The sequence below is a fragment of the Pseudomonas sp. 10C3 genome, assembly GCF_036346185.1.
Lineage (GTDB): Bacteria > Pseudomonadota > Gammaproteobacteria > Pseudomonadales > Pseudomonadaceae > Aquipseudomonas.
In genome coordinates, this window is the sequence record NZ_JASJVE010000021.1 from 64730 (window position 1) to 79594 (window position 14865).

The following is a 14865-nucleotide window of genomic DNA, read 5'->3' on the forward strand; positions in this document are numbered from 1 at the left end:
GCGGGTCAGGGCCATCGCGCTGGCTCTGATTTGCTCAAGCAGTTAAGGTTCGGCTATTCGTAATAAAGCATTGCAGAGAAGCTATTGGTAGCCAGTCATTTGCTGGCTAAGCCTTCGTGCAATCCCCCTAGACAAGGATTCTCCCGCGTGAACCAGCAAAACCTAGCCGACTTCATTTGGAGCGTGGCCGATGTGCTGCGTGGCGATTTCAAGCAGTCGGAGTTCGGGCGCATCATCTTGCCGTTCACCGTGCTACGCCGTTTGGAGTGTGTGCTGGAGCCAACCCGTGACAAGGTACGCAGTCAGTATCAGGCCATGCAGGCCAGCGGTGTGGACATGGACCTGATTCTACCTGCAAGTGCTGGCGCCACCTTCTATAACGTCTCCCAGTTCGCCCTAGCCAGTGTCGGTTCCACCAGCACCCGCGCGAACCTGGAGGACTACATTGCCAAGTTTTCCGCCAACGCCCGTCAGGTGTTCGAGCACTTCGCCTTCGATGGTTGGCTGGAGAAACTGGAGAAAGCCAATCTGCTGTACCTGGTGACGCAGAAGTTCGCCAGTATCGACTTGCACCCTAACGTCGTCAGCAACCACGAAATGGGCTTGGTGTTTGAACACTTGATCCGCAAGTTTGCAGAGTCGGCCAATGACACCGCCGGGGAGTTTTTTACCCCGCGTGATGTGGTGCGCCTGGCCACCACCCTGATCTTCGCACCTGACCATCAGGCCCTGAATGGCGATGGTGTGGTGCGCACCATTTACGACTGCGCCGCCGGTACGGGTGGCTTTCTGTCGTCAGCCATCGAGCAGGTTATCGAGTGGAATCCCAACGCTCGCTTGGTCCCCTATGCTCAGGAATTGAATCCCGAGACTTACGCCATCTCGGTGGCAGACAAATTGATTCAGGGTTATGACACCAAGAACATCAAGCTTGGCAACACCCTGTCCAACGACCAACTGCCCCATGAGCAATTTGACTACTGCCTGGCCAACCCGCCGTTCGGCGTGAAATGGGAGAAGGTGCAAAAGCAGGTGCAGGATGAGCAAACCAGCCTCGGTTTCGCTGGGCGCTTCGGTGCTGGCCTGCCACGGGTGGGTGATGGTTCGCTGCTTTTCCTGATGCACCTATTATCCAAACGTAAGCCCACTGACCAAGGCGGCACTCGCATCGGTATCGTGCTGTCTGGCTCACCGCTGTTCAATGGCGGTGCCGGTTCGGGCGAGTCGGAGATACGTCGTTGGATTCTGGAGAATGACTGGCTGGAGGCGATTATCGCACTGCCCAATGACCTGTTCTACAACACTGGCATCGGCACCTATATCTGGGTGCTGTCCAACCACAAGCCCGCCTCACGCAAGGGGCAGGTGCAACTGATCGACGCGACGGCCATGCACGTACCCATGCGCAAGAGCCTGGGAAGCAAGCGCAAATTTCTCTCTGAACAGCAGATTGCCGAAATCGCCAAACTGCACGAGGCCGGTGAAAACGCAACGCACAGCAAGGTGTTTGCCACTACCGACTTCGGCTATCGCCGCATCACTGTCGAGCGTCCGTTGCGCCTGCGTTTCTCGGTGACACCTGAAAAGCTCGCGACGTACCAAAACACCAAAGGTGCTGATCAAGCCGACGCTTTCGCCAAGGTCGAAGGCAGCGTCGACAATCTGCCAGCCTTTCTCAAGGTTGCGGGAATCAAGAAGCTCGGTAAGGCCGCACTGAAAGCGGCGCTGGCCTGCTTTGGCGAGCGTGATGCCGAGGCCCAGCCGGTGCTGGACGACAAGGGCAATGTGCAGGCCGATAGCGACTTGCGTGAAAACGAGAATGTGCCGCTCAATCAGTCCATCGACGATTACTTCGCTCGCGAAGTGCTGCCCCATGTGCCGGATGCCTGGATCGACACCAGCAAGGTGGATGCGAAGGATGGGCTGGTCGGCATCGTTGGTTACGAAATGAACTTCAACCGCTACTTCTACGTTTACCAGCCGCCGCGCGCGTTGGCTGAGATTGATGCAGATTTGGAGGCCGTGGAGGCCGAGATCGCCGCGCTGCTGGGCGAGGTGACAGCGTGAGTGATTACAAACCGTATTCGGCGTACAAGGATTCCGGGGTGGAGTGGTTGGGGCGGGTGCCGGAGCATTGGCAAGTTAAGCAGTTTAAATATGTGGCCCCCCATATCGGTAGCGGCAAAACACCTTCAGGTGGTGCCGAGGTTTACCAGGACACTGGAGTGCAGTTCCTGCGCAGTCAGAATGTTTACGAAGATGGTCTGCGATTGGATGACGTTGCTTTCATTACCTGTGAAACAGATGAGGAAATGAAGGGGTCACGGGTTAGACCTGGCGATGTACTACTTAACATCACAGGTGCTTCAATTGGTCGTTCCTGCCTCGTGCCACAGTTTTTTGAGCCAGCTAACGTGAACCAACATGTTTGCATTATTCGGACGGCGAAGGCTTTAGATTCGAAATGGATATCGCTTTGTCTTCCAAGCAAGGCTGTTCAGTCACAGATTGACTCCTCTCAAAATGGAGCTGGTCGAGAAGGACTCAATTTCGAGCAAATCGGCAACATGAGCTTTGCCCTACCTCCCAATAATGAAATCGAAAAAATTTCAAGCAGCGTCGACCGCGAAACTGCCCGTATTGATGGGCTGGTAGCGAAAAAAAACCGCTTTATCGAACTACTGCGTGAAAAGCGTCAGGCGCTGATCACCCATACAGTCACCAAGGGCCTTGACCCGAACGTGAAGATGAAAAACTCTGGTGTGGAGTGGTTGGGGGAAGTGCCGCTGCATTGGGATGTACTCGGCTTCCAGCGGTGTGTTTTTATCGCCGAGGGACAGGTTGATCCGGAGGCCCCGCCCTATCGCGAGATGGTGTTGATCGCACCGAACCACATTGAGTCCGGCTCAGGCCAAATCCTCTATACGGAGACGGCAGAAGAACAAAGCGCCGAGAGTGGGAAGTATCTCTGCCAGGAAGGTGATGTTGTTTACAGCAAGATTCGCCCTGCTCTAAGAAAAGTATGCATAGCTCCAGAGATAGGCTTGTGCAGCGCTGACATGTACCCAATGCGCGGTCACTCTGGGATGAGCAATCAGTTTCTTTTCTGGTTCCTACTCTCAGAACCATTTTCTGCATTTGCTGTTCTAGAAGCTGATCGTGTCGCAATGCCGAAGATCAACCGTGAGTCACTAAATGGCGTCCAGCTACCTAGGCCACCTCTCAACGAGCAGACAGATATAGTGGCTCATCTGGCGCTTGAAACCGCAAGGCTCGATAATTTGCGAAGCACAACGGAGCGCAGCATCACCCTCCTCAAAGAGCGCCGCTCCGCCCTGATCACCGCCGCCGTCACCGGCCAAATCGACTTACGGGAGGCAGTATGAGCCAAGGGTACAGCCTCCGCTTGTTTCTGATGGACGGCGCGCTTACTGGTCTTGGCCATACATACGCGGCCTGGCAGGAGCAGCAGTTGAACAATGTGAACCCCATGCCGGAGGTGCCATGAGTCAAGCCCCGCCGCTCCATCTGGACACGCAGCTACAACCGTTGCTCGGCAGTCTGGCCGGGCTGATTCGACAGGCCCGTCAACAAGCGTTGCGTGCCGTGGATGTGTTGCAGGTACAAACCTGCTGGGAGATTGGCCGTTATATCGTCGAGTTCGAGCAGGGCGGTGAGGCGCGTGCGGTCTATGGCAAGAAACTGTTGCCGACCCTGGCCAAGGTGCTGAGTGCTGAGTTCGGCAAGGGCTTTGACGTCACCAATCTGCGCCATATGCGTGGTTTCTTCCTGGTTTTTCCAAAGTACGACGCACTGCGTCGCGAATTGAGCTGGACGCATTACCGCACGTTACTCAAGGTAGACAGCGACACAGCCCGGCAGTGGTACATGACCGAAGCGGCCACGCAGAATTGGAGTACCCGTGCACTGGAGCGGCAGATCGGTACGCTGTACTACGAGCGCTTGCTGGCCAGTCAGGACCGTACCGCTGTAGAGCTGGAGGCCGTGAGCAACGTGCAGGCACTGGGTAAAAGCCCCCGTGAATTTGTGCGTGACCCGGTACTGTTGGAGTTTCTCGGTTTGCCGAATGCGGGTGCTTTGCTGGAGAGCGACCTGGAGCAGGCGCTGATCGACCAATTGCAGGGGTTCTTGCTGGAGCTGGGCAAGGGCTTCGCCTTCGTTGCGCGGCAGCAGCGCATCAGTACCGAAAGCAAAGACTTCTATATCGACCTGGTGTTCTACAACTATCTGCTCAAGTGCTTCGTCATCTTTGATCTCAAGCGCGGTGAGCTGACCCATCAGGACATTGGCCAGATGGACATGTACGTGCGTATGTATGACGACCTCAAGCGCGGCCCGGAAGATGGCCCCACGGTCGGTATCATTCTTTGTGCCCAGAAGGATGCCTCGGTGGTGCGCTATTCAGTCTTACAGGGCAATGAGCAACTGTTCGCCAGCAAGTACAAGCTGGTGCTGCCTACCGAGGAAGAGTTGCGTGCCGAGCTGGATCGCGAGCGGGCCTTGCTGGTTGGGAACCCATCTTTGGAATTGGATCAAGATTGAAGCAGCGGCTCTTTGAGCCATCTGAGTGGGCGATCATATATGTCATTGAGCATTGCAAAGGCCGGCGCCTATGGTGGCGTCTTGCTGACCCACACCGGGCAGATCTTGCTGCGTGAACCTTCGAATCATTTCGACGGTTATGTTTGGACGTTCGCTAAGGGAAAGGCAGAGCTGGGCGACTCTCCTGAGCAGACTGCATTGCGCGAGGTTAGGGAGGAAACCGGCTATGAGGGCGAAGTTATCGATGTGCTTCCCGGCGTCTTCAAGGGCGGTACGTCCACAAATGCCTACTTCGTCATGCGTCATATCGGGTCGCAAGGGCCTCTGGATTGGGAAACCTGGAGTACCCGGTGGGTGAGTTTTGAGGAGGCTCAGCGGCTTATCGAGCAGACCACCAATAGCATTGGCCGCATGCGCGATCTGGCCGTGCTGGTAGCTGCGAAGGTGTGGTTCGATGCCAATCGGAGGGAGGTGCTACCGAATACCGATACTTGCAAGCCAGCGACCAAAAATGACTGGAACTCTCAGGAGATGCCTGCTCGTTACTCCACGCTGGCCTTGGAATTCACGCTAAATACCGAGGACGCCATCGCCATTCGACTGGGATTTATTCCGAGCAAGATGGAAGAGAAGTGGTTCGCCTATTTTGCCGACAACACGTTGTATCAGCACCGCAGTTGGACGGGCTATTGCATCGACCAGATCCACTTTGTGACGTATGCCGGAGGTCTTCGGGCGACTCACGCCGAGGTGAATCGTGATCCGGAGCAGTACGAGAGTACCGATGATGCGGAGGACCTCCGACGTATCGAGATGATGGTGCGTGGGTTGGCAGAGCTCAACCAGATGCCGCCCCAGCCATCCAGTGTCCCGTCGGCTATCCAGCTGGCCAGCCAGCCTAACTACCTCGGCAAACCCGAAGTGGTTCATCAGCTCTTGGCAGGCTGGTTTGAGGTCGTGTTGAAATGCATTGTCAAGGAAGCAACACCTGCAGACAGGCATGAGCTGATGATATCTCTGGTGCGTATCATGACCGAAGACAATACCGGCTATGTGAGGATGCCCGGCTGGCACACTGCGGATCAGTTGGGTAAGAGCCTTGTGAAGTGCTTAGGTTTGGATGAGGACTACTGTGCTGGCGAAAGCCTCGCCATGATCGTCTCCGAAGGGCTGGCTGCGGTCGATCTGGCGGTCCGGAAATTGAGCGAAACCATGTTTCTGCAGGTGATTGACGAGGCTACTTGGCAGCAACGGCACACGGAGCTTCTGTCCTACGTGGTATCGGTGTTTCTTGGCACGGAATCCGTGCTGTTTCCCGGCAAGATTTTACAGCAGATGGCTGAACCGCATGGGAAAGCTACGTCGAAGTCGTTCGATGAGCTGCTGGCCGAGTTGAACGGGATAGGCAAGCGACTACCGGCCTTCAAGTTTGTGGATATCGCAGTGCAGGCAGGAACGGTCTTGACCTTCAAGCTGAACGCGGCCGTGCAGTGTGTAGTTGCTCAGGGTAACAAGGTCGAGTTCCAAGGCCAGGTTGTCAGCTTGTCCAGAGCGGCTGTGCTTGCGTTGCAGCAGGCAGGGCGAAAAGTTAAGGCGGCACGCGGACCAGATTTTTGGTTATACATGGGCATCTCTCTGACGGATTACCGAACGATGATGCAGGAAGAGAGCTGAGGCGCTTTCGCTGTTCGCTCTCCACATTCTCAAGGATCAGACATGTCACACATCCACCACGAATGCGAACTTGAACGCCACATCGTCGAGCAACTGACGGCCAGCGGTTGGCTGGTCGGCAAGTCCGCTGATTATGACGCGGCGCGTGCGCTATTTTCTGAGGATGTGCTCGGTTGGCTAGAGGACAGCCAGCCCGAGGCAATGGCTAAGCTGCGTGCCATGAATGGCGCAGGCACCGAAAACGTCGTGCTGGATCGCTTGGTCAAACAGCTGGAGAACAAGATCGAGGGCGGCACTATTAATGTGCTGCGCTACGGCTTTGCTGTCGCGGGTGGTGGAACATTGGCCATGAGCCAGGGCCTGCCAGAGGATGGTCGCAACGAAACTGTGATTGCGCGCTATGCCGCTAATCGCCTGCGCGTGGTGCCACAGCTGCGCTATTCGCTTGACAAAGCTGACGAGATCGACCTGGCTTTCTGCATCAACGGCATTCCCGTGGCGACCGTGGAGCTGAAGACCGACTTCACCCAGTCAGTAGAGGCCGCGATGCAGCAGTACCGCATGGACCGCAGGCCTGAGCGCAAGAGTGGTGGTCTGGAGCCGTTGCTGACCTTCAAACGAGGGGCGGTGGTGCATTTCGCCATGAGCGACAGCGACATCCGCATGACCACCAAGCTGGCAGGTGACTCGACGTTCTTTCTGCCATTCAACCAAGGCAATGATGGTGCTGCTGGAAACCCGCCAGGCGACAACGGCAGCTATCCGGTGAGCTACCTCTGGGAACGTGTGCTCCAGAAAGACAACTGGCTGCACATTTTCCATCGCTTCGTGTTGCAGGAGCGCAAGGAAGCCCAGGACGTCAACGGTAAGACTTACTTCAAGGAAGGCCTGATCTTCCCGCGCTTTCACCAGTGGGAAGGTGTGACCAAGATGATTGACGCCGTGCGCATCGAAGGGGCGGGACAACCCTACCTGATCCAGCACAGTGCTGGCTCGGGCAAAACCAACACCATCGCCTGGACCGCGCATTCACTGATCCGTGTGCGCCGTCCGGATGGCGAACCGTATTTTCATAGCGTGATCGTGGTGACGGACCGCCAGGTGCTGGACCAGCAACTGCAGGAGGCTATCCAGCAGATTGAGCATCAGGCTGGTGTGGTGTGTGCCATCGACCGCCAGCAATCCAGCTTGCCCAAGAGCCAGCAGTTGGCCAAGGCGATGCTGGAGGGCGTGCCGATCATTGTCTGCACCCTGCAAACCTTTCCCCATGCGCAAAAAATTATTCTCGGTGAACAGAGCCTGCGCGACCGTCGCTTCGCCATCATCATTGATGAGGCGCACAGCTCGACGGGGGGCAGTACCGCCGATGATCTGCGTTATGTACTGACCGGCCAGAGCGAGGCAGAGTGGGAAAAGCTCTCCAAGGAAGAGCGTCTATCCGTGTGGCAGACCTCGCGCAGCCGCCCCGGTAACGCCAGCTACTTTGCCTTTACCGCTACGCCCAAGCATTCAACCCTGAGCTTGTTCGGTCGCCCGCGCAACTCGGCGCTGCCGGTGGGGCAGGATAATCCTCCGGCACCGTTCCATCTCTACACCATGCAGCAGGCCATTGATGAAGGCTTCATCCTCGATGTGTTGAAGAACTACACCAGTTACAACGTGGCGTTCAAAATCGGCAGCGAGTTTGTCGATGACACGCGGGTGGACGAAAAGAGCGCCCGGCGCAAGCTGGCCAAGTGGCTGGCGCTCAACCCGGTGAATGTCGGGCAGAAGGTCGAGTTGATTGCCGAGCACTTTCGCAAGAACGTTGCGCACCTGCTCGGTGGTCAGGCCAAGGCCATGATTGTGACCAGCTCCCGTGCCGCAGCGGTCAAGTATCACTTGGCGTTGCAGGACTACTGTCATCGCAAGGGCTACAACAACGTGCAGGCCATGGTGGCCTTCTCTGGCGAAGTGCCCAACAGTGACGTAGAAGAAAGCGGCCTGCCGACGGATCATCAGTTCAGCGAAACCAACCTGAACCCAGGCCTCCATGGCCGCGATATGCGCAAGGTGTTCGATACACCGGATTACCGGGTGATGATTGTCGCTAACAAGTACCAAACCGGCTTCGACCAGCCCAAGCTGGTCGCCATGTACCTGGACAAAAAAATCTCCGGCGTCGAGGCGGTGCAGACACTTTCACGCCTGAACCGTACCTTCCCCGGTAAGGACAAGACCTACGCCATCGACTTTGCCAACGAGGCCGAGGAAATCCTCGCGGGGTTCAAAACCTTCTACCGTGATGCCCAGGTGACGGACATTCAGGACCCGAACATCGTTTACGACATCAAACAGCGGCTGGATGGCATGTTCATTTATGAGCAGGCCGAGGTTGAGGCGTTCGGCAATGCCATCGTCGATCTGAGTGTCACGCACCAGAAACTCTACTCACTGACTCAGTCGGCCACCGACCGCTTTAATGGCAAGTTGAAGACACTTAACGATGCCATCGATCAGTGGGAAAAGGCGTGGGAGTCCGCCCATGACAGCGGCGACGACAAGGGCATGCAGTACGCCGACGTGCAGCGCGCTGAATACTGCAAGGCGCGTGACGAGCTGATGGTCTTCAGTGAGAGCCTGACTGCGTTTGTGCGTGCCTATGAGTACATCGCGCAACTGGTGGACTTTGGAGACCCTGCTTTAGAAGCCTTCGCCAGCTATGCACGACTGCTGCGCAAGCGCCTGAAAGGGATCAGTGCCGAGCAGGTCGACTTGGGTGATCTGAAACTCACCCACTACAAGATCAAGAAAGGCGATGATCTGACCGGCGTTGGCGTGCTGGCTGAGGTTCCTGGTTTGTATGGCATGACCGACAACGGCCTGCGCGAAGCACGCGACCGCGAGAAAAAATACCTCACCGAGCTCATCGAGAAGCTCAACAATGCCTTTGGCAAGGACATCACCGACACTGATCAGGTGGCCTTTGCCGTGCATGTATCAGAAAAGCTGCGCAGCGACAGCGTGGTCATGGCCCAGGTGCAGAACAACACCATGGATCAGGCCATGAAGGCCGACCTGCCGACGAAAGCCATTCAAGCGATTGCCGGTGCCATGAGTAGCCACGCCAGCATGGCCACCAAGCTGCTGAGCGACGAGGCGACGCGGGATGTGTTCCTGACGGTGGTGTATGAGTTGCTGAAGAAGGATGCTGGGGCAGACTTGCTGAGTTCGAGCAGGGTCTAAGCTTTCAGCAGCCCAGACCAAAAAAAGAAAATAGCATTTAGGCAGACAGGAGGCACTTCAGCCTCCTGTCTGCCTTATGCCGTTTATCCGACTCGGGGAGGGCGCCCTCAGCATGGCTCGTTCCGAAGAGTGCTGATCTTGTCCTGTGGGCTGCTCCTTGCTGGTTTTTTATTTAGAAGCCACGCGCGATATGACTTCGCGTCCATTTGTGCCGACAATCCATGCAAGCGAAATCCTGCGTCACCTCATGGTCCGTGACTGTTACCTGCCGCGATTTTCGGTTGCCCGTCAGGCGATTGTTCACAATCTGCTCCACGGATCGCACTTGATAGATATCTTCCCGGTAGCCGGTGAGCTTTATCGCACGATGATGACAGTGCGGGCACTCTTTGTTTTTCTGTAGTTCTATCCAGAGAATTTGCACATGTGGCACAAGCCAACTCAATGAACTCAGCAGCCCGGCCATGATCGCCAGATCGGTCGCACTGCTTGAAAAACTCACTTTCCAGAACACCGGAATTAGGTGCGAAATTGCACTCCACTTGACCGACTGATTGCATCGGTACTGACCACTCGTTTGCATTGCACTTGACCAAGCGTTTGCATTCGATCTGACCACCGATTGCATCGGATTTGACCAGCACGCTTAGTAACCATGATCGGCTGAGACCTGCGCATTGCTGCCGGTGGCGCAGACAGGCAGAAATCGGCCCAGAGTGTGTAAAAACGCTTCGCCAAAATTGAAGTGTGCGCGTCTACGTTAAATCTGAAATTTATCGGCACGTCAGCAGATGTGGATTTCGCGTAGGAGCGCGATTTTCAGTCCGGTTTTGAGTACCTGTCGCGCTCAAAAACGTTTTTACACAGCCTCGGCCAGAAGCAGCCGGTCGTGACCGGCATAGAACGACCAAAGGCGGACACTCACGGAACACCCGTTAACTCATTCTCCTAGCGGTCGAACTAGTAGCCTCTGTCTGACTTGATATCCGAGATTTTCCGCTCGACCATCCGCCGATCATTATCATTTAGGCGGCCTAGATCATTCTCGATCAGCACAAGATATTTCTCGCCACCATATGACTTGGCTACTTGCTCTAGGATTCTGGCCACGTCGCTGCATCGATGCGCAGTCAGAGCTAGATCACCGGCTTTCCATGAAGACGACATGAATGCGTCAACTAGCTCACGGCGCGCCGTCCTGCAGCGATCCCAATCGAGGAAGGGGACAAATTTTAAGAGATCAGGCACGTCGTCAGAGTTTGCTAGCTCCCTATAAAGCAATGGGTATAAGGCTGCGACCAGCAGCGAGACAGGTTGGTGCCGGGCACGAAGCAACAATGGCATCAGCAATCCAGCTGCAGTCAGTAAAGTCTTACGCGATGCTTTTTCCGCATCGAACATGAGATTTGCACAGGCTTCGCTGGACGCCTCATCCAAATCGATGCCTTGCCGCGCCTGCAGCGCAAAGGCAACCTCATCAACAGCCTCAACGATACGTTGACGTGCAGCCGGAGGGGCCTTCTCGTAGACGATAAGATTCCGGCGCGCGACCTCCATATCGATGCTACGCCCTAATCCCGCGTTTGCTACCCATCTGCCATCAAGTCGTGCGCCAAGAATGCCGAGCAGCATAGGTAGGATATCGCTTTCGTCACCATCGAAACGGTTACGCAAACATCTTCCTATTACGCGTTCGGCGACCTCAAACTTCCGGGCATCGTTGATCCTGGGAATCACTGAACTAATGACGCGAGTGTGCGTGTTCATTGGAAGGCTATCCTGCATTGCCATCCGCACTAACACGTCGGCAGAATCTTCAGGAGGGAGATCTAGAACTCGTTCAACAATCGTCGGGGCAGAGAGCAGCTCTGCAAACTGTCCACTGTCGGCGCGCTCAAGCACCTTCAAAAGCATCTTCGTAGACGTAGTTTTGGACAGACGCTTCTCCCCCATAAGCCAAAGCACATCAGTCTCGACGGGATCGATCGACTGGGAGAGCAGTGCGTCCCTTTGCACTGAGGCTTCTGAGGACATCAGAACATCGCGGATGAGTGGCAGTCCTCGGACCTTGCGTGCGTGTTCGATAAGCATGGAGCAGAGTCGCTTGGCTTTGAAGCCGTTGGCCTGTCCCAACCAATGTAGTTCGGCGGCTACGGCCAGGGAGTCCAGTCTTGTGATTATCTGCTTGGCAGCAACAAGCTGCCAATCATCGATCAGAAAGGGAAGCAGCATCTTGCCTGCCTCATCTGCCAGTTCCCGGTCGACCGCGGTTAGGACTTCTCCCATCCTCTTGAGAAGCCCATCATCCTTCGCGACCCGACCGGCCAAGTCACCACCCTGAGCGACAAGTCTCGCAAGAATGTCCATGGGCGCATTGAGCAGCGCCTGTTCGACGTATGCGTCCGATCCCTGGCCAAGACCTGCTGCAATGCTGGGGATCAGACCGACGATAATCCCCTTAGGATCGGGCTGGCTCAAAAACGTTATAGCACCATCGGGAGCTTGCCCAGCGAGCTGCCCGGCGAGCTGCTCCACCGCGACCTTGCTCGCTTGCATGTAATGTCCCTGCATCTTTCGTGCGATCGCTCCGACGAACTCCCAAGCGTCGTTGGTGGGTAGAGTACTTGCAGCCCGATGAGCGGCCTCGGCCAGCAGAGGTTCCAGTACCTTGACTGCTACTTCATTGCTGACCATCCCCGAATTGGCAATATCCAATAGCCCTAGTACAGCGGTGGGAGTTTGATGCAATTTTTCGAGAAGTTCGTCCCAAAGCAGTGCAATACGCAAAGCTGCTGCGCTGTCCGCATCACTGCCACTCAGCAGGTTGATTTCCCGATCGGATAGTAGCTTGGGCAGAGGCTCCTCAAAGACACGGCGTACTAGCGCTCTTGTCCACCTATGTCGGTTTTTCTGAAACGATCGGCCATCCACACGACGGCCTGGCCAGTCACTGAACTTGGCCTTGGCAGTCATCGGTGCAAAGACGAGATCGAGGTCGCGACCTCCAATCTTTCGGGGAGAAAGTGCGAATGTCGACAGTGCGAACCGTCGCCGCATGTCGGGCCAAAGCGCAGTGAGTAAGCGCAAGGCGATCAACTCGGGATCTGGTGCATCGAATACCACTACCGGCTTCGCATCTTCAAGAAAAAGTGCCTCGAGCAATTCTCCTGCATTAACAGGAGAAGCGGAAGGAAGGCACTCCTCAAATGATTCTTCCAACTCAATACGCGCCGCATCTTGCTCGGTAGGCAACTCGGCGGAGCTGAGAAGACGAAGGATGGGTAGGAGCGGCGGTTTGAGTGACCAGAACTGCGCATCAATCAATACGCTCATGGTACGGACGCAGCCCGCCCGGGAAACGGTGTGATCCTGCCATGTTCTGGCGATAACGTAATAGCTTCCGCTAGGCAGCGGGTAGGCCGACAGATAAGGCGGGAACAGCTCTTTGGGGCGTAGGGGGCCGGCCACGTCCGAAAGGCGATCTATAACCGCCTGATCGTCCTTTGACAATATGGCTGACGAAGCAAGCAACTGGTGCCCCTTTCGATAGCCGTGGATTTGGACTTCCGCAGTAATCACAGGATTAGAGGCCTACTGCCCAAGCGATGGGAAGTGTGATATCGGGGTCCTTCCTCCAGCCATTTTGCTCATTTACCGCGACCCACCCATGACCATCGGGCCCTGCCTTAAGAAAGGCTTCCCGGTAGGCAGCGTCGTGCTCCAGGTCGCCACCAACGCTACTTAGACCAAAGATCCGAACATCTAGGCTCTCCAAGTCGGTCAACTTACCTGCGACGAGAGGGTACTCTCGTTCAATATAAGCGAAGGGACCCCGTTGAAATTTTTCGGCATCAACTAAATCCCACGCGGAGACGACTACGGACAGGCGGGGGCGTGCGCCATCCTCGCGGTTGGTGAGCGAAACCTCCAGGAAGCGGATTAGCTCGCAAAGCATTACTTGCGTGGGAAGGCTCGGCTCCTCCTCGCCTCCGAACCTCTCTAACAGAGTACGTGACGTCACCCAATCGAGAGGCCGAACGTCTTGGTCCGAGCCGACCCTCACGAAGAGCAAAGCACCATCGGCTCGCTTCAGTTCGGTCATCCAGTCTGAGTCGATCTCGCTATTGATAACTGCGTTTCGCCATAGTTCGCCTGAGATATCTGGCACAACGATCCTGGCTTGGGGTCCCTCTTCCGTCGCAGCGACAACGACCTCGAAGTCTCGCCGTGCATCGCTGTGCTCCGTGCGCGGCGCGAACTCTCCCGCAAAGATATGATCGGTGATGTCGAGCACGAAGTTGATATCATCAGGCTGGTCCGCAGCATGCAAGATTCCACTTCCTGCATCGAGCACCCGCCATAGAGAGCCGATGTAATTGGTCTTTCCTGAGTCAGGACCGCCAAGCAGTACAATTGAACGGCTCATTGGCTGCTCCTGTAGCTTAGATATGCACGACCACCCTCAACCGGTTTGGTCGAACGCCAGAAGGGAGGGCGGTCAGGCACTGTGCCGACGGTCAGGTTGATTAGTTCGGCTAGGCCAAATCCTGCTGGCACATTTTCCGGCTGATCAGAGAAGGGGGCGACGCCCACGATCTCGACCTCTGCACCGCGTCGGTTGAGTTCGGTCCGCAATCGCCCAGCAACATTATCTTCGAGGACATGCAAATCGCGATGAGTTACCGCCACAATCAATCGTGGCGTGCGACCTTCGAGCATGGTTTTCAAACGTGCAGCGAGCTGCCCCACCCGAGCTATAAGTCCATGACGCTTCTCGATGTCCGCGAGCGAACGGCCATCTAGAACGATCCAGATAGCTCCTGCCGACTTCAAGAACTCCAGCCGATCTGATCTTGCCGTACTAACGAGCATCTGCGTCCATTCCCCTGGCACGTCGGGAAGCGCCAAGTCGACGCGCCGCCCGTCCGAGCGTCTGATGAGGCGAAGATGCAGGAAACCTGGGCCATGATCGTCCGCTAATTCGGTATGAACCGTCATCTGTTCTGGCGCCCTGCCATCGTTCCAGTCTCGGGCGCCGCGCGCAATCTCCTCAAAAGCCGTCAGACTCTTGCTGTCGGCGAATGACCAACCTTCTAACTTGGCGTGCGATATCAGCAGGTACAGACTGGCCAGACATGCCGTTTTGCCGGACTCCGGATCGCCTAGGATGCCAACCACGTTGACATACCGGGTGCCCATCATCGCATTCAAATCTTCTAGTCCTAGCGCACGGCTGGAGGGAAACGCGCTGGCACGGTCTGGCTGTTCAAGCACCGCTGCGCCCAACCGATCACCGAACTGCGATGAGATTTCGCCGTTGCTTCCAACATCCGCTGACGGCAGGTTAGCTGCTTCGTTCACGGAACGGTTGTCGCAGGTTAATGGGTCCCGCTCGAGCGCACA

At 56.1% G+C, this 14865-nt stretch carries 9 protein-coding genes; 5 read left to right on the forward strand and 4 right to left on the reverse strand.

Annotated features, from left to right (window positions below):
• Nucleotides 1–147 precede the first annotated feature (147 nt).
• From QN399_RS20090 to QN399_RS20110, 5 genes are all read left to right on the forward strand, one after another.
• Nucleotides 148–2067, forward strand: coding sequence for a class I SAM-dependent DNA methyltransferase (locus QN399_RS20090; RefSeq protein ID WP_330201495.1), 1920 nt, complete (start codon nt 148–150; stop codon nt 2065–2067).
• The gene (locus QN399_RS20095; RefSeq protein WP_330201496.1) at nt 2064–3386 is read left to right on the forward strand and encodes a restriction endonuclease subunit S; all 1323 of its coding nucleotides are present in this window, start codon (nt 2064–2066) and stop codon (nt 3384–3386) included. Before QN399_RS20090 ends, QN399_RS20095 begins: the two co-directional genes overlap by 4 nt.
• Before the next feature lie 118 nt (nt 3387–3504).
• Entirely contained in the window at nt 3505–4563 is a 1059-nt protein-coding gene (locus QN399_RS20100; protein ID WP_330201497.1) for a PDDEXK nuclease domain-containing protein, read from the forward strand.
• Nucleotides 4564–4602: 39 nt separating this feature from the next.
• Nucleotides 4603–6237: an NUDIX domain-containing protein gene (locus tag QN399_RS20105; RefSeq protein WP_330201498.1), complete on the forward strand. Its 1635-nt coding sequence runs from the start codon at nt 4603–4605 to the stop codon at nt 6235–6237.
• A gap of 42 nt (nt 6238–6279) precedes the next feature.
• Nucleotides 6280–9462, forward strand: coding sequence for a type I restriction endonuclease (locus tag QN399_RS20110; RefSeq protein WP_330201499.1), 3183 nt, complete (start codon nt 6280–6282; stop codon nt 9460–9462).
• Between the two features lie 172 nt (nt 9463–9634).
• On the opposite strand, the gene QN399_RS20115 is transcribed toward QN399_RS20110, so the two are convergent.
• The 4 genes from QN399_RS20115 to QN399_RS20130 all read right to left on the reverse strand — a co-directional run bounded on the left by QN399_RS20115 (nt 9635) and on the right by QN399_RS20130 (nt 14823).
• Nucleotides 9635–9964 carry a hypothetical protein gene (locus QN399_RS20115; protein WP_330201500.1) on the reverse strand — a complete coding sequence of 110 codons (330 nt, stop codon included), beginning with the start codon at nt 9962–9964 and terminating at the stop codon, nt 9635–9637.
• Nucleotides 9965–10422: 458 nt separating this feature from the next.
• Nucleotides 10423–13041, reverse strand: coding sequence for a hypothetical protein (locus QN399_RS20120; RefSeq protein ID WP_330201501.1), 2619 nt, complete (start codon nt 13039–13041; stop codon nt 10423–10425).
• Between the two features lie 4 nt (nt 13042–13045).
• Nucleotides 13046–13888, reverse strand: coding sequence for a hypothetical protein (locus tag QN399_RS20125; RefSeq protein WP_330201502.1), 843 nt, complete (start codon nt 13886–13888; stop codon nt 13046–13048).
• Nucleotides 13885–14823 (reverse strand): hypothetical protein, encoded by a 939-nt coding sequence (locus QN399_RS20130; RefSeq protein ID WP_330201503.1) that lies wholly within the window; start codon nt 14821–14823, stop codon nt 13885–13887. Before QN399_RS20130 ends, QN399_RS20125 begins: the two co-directional genes overlap by 4 nt.
• Nucleotides 14824–14865 lie beyond the last annotated feature (42 nt).

What these genes read in the sequence shown, in the direction of transcription:
- QN399_RS20100 (WP_330201497.1), top strand. Translation starts at nt 3,505, where the DNA reads ATGAGTCAAGCCCCGCCGCTCCATCTGGACACGCAGCTACAACCGTTG.
- QN399_RS20105 (WP_330201498.1), top strand. Translation starts at nt 4,603, where the DNA reads ATGTCATTGAGCATTGCAAAGGCCGGCGCCTATGGTGGCGTCTTGCTG.
- QN399_RS20110 (WP_330201499.1), top strand. Translation starts at nt 6,280, where the DNA reads ATGTCACACATCCACCACGAATGCGAACTTGAACGCCACATCGTCGAG.
- QN399_RS20125 (WP_330201502.1), bottom strand. Translation starts at nt 13,888, where the DNA reads ATGAGCCGTTCAATTGTACTGCTTGGCGGTCCTGACTCAGGAAAGACC.